The sequence below is a fragment of the Delftia sp. ZNC0008 genome, from assembly GCF_000799035.1.
Lineage (GTDB): Bacteria > Pseudomonadota > Gammaproteobacteria > Burkholderiales > Burkholderiaceae_C > Comamonas > Comamonas tsuruhatensis.
In genome coordinates, this window is sequence record NZ_JTKZ01000878.1 from 1 (window position 1) to 492 (window position 492).

Genomic DNA, 492 nt, shown 5'->3' on the forward strand with positions numbered 1-492 from the left:
TGCGCCGCCGGCAGGGCCGGGCTCGCCGGGACGGCCAGGAGGCCCCTGCTGTCCCAGCTCAACGATTTCGGTTTCTTGAACCTGCTCGACCAGCACGGAGTCCTGGGCCTGCTCGGCCAGGATCTCGGTCTCGTGCACGACCAGCAAATCAGTCACGGGTGACCTCCGGGCTCACGCAGCAGGAGCCTTCGGCCAGGCGTGTGACCGCGCCGCTGGGGTGGACGATTTCCAGATCGAACACCCCGCCGGTCCAGGCGATGGCGGCAGTGGTGCTGGCATCGACCAGCAGGTCCACCGTGCCGGCAGTACCTCCCAGGGCAATGCGCCCGTTCTCGGTGGTCAACTCCAGCAGCGCGGCCGTGGACTCGATCTCCTCGCGCACCTGCATGCGGGCCGTGCAGCCCGTCAGGTCGATGGGTGTCTTGTCGGGGTTGAGCCAGCGCAGGCGCCGCCGGAATGTGGCGCCTTGGTAGATCGTGAAGTTGAGCTTGG

General features: G+C 67.9%; 1 protein-coding gene. It reads right to left on the reverse strand.

The features are described 5' to 3' along the window. Positions 1-148: 148 nt before the first annotated feature. On the reverse strand, positions 149-492 hold a 344-nt coding region (locus tag L995_RS34080; protein WP_047474688.1), incomplete at its 5' end, for a hypothetical protein.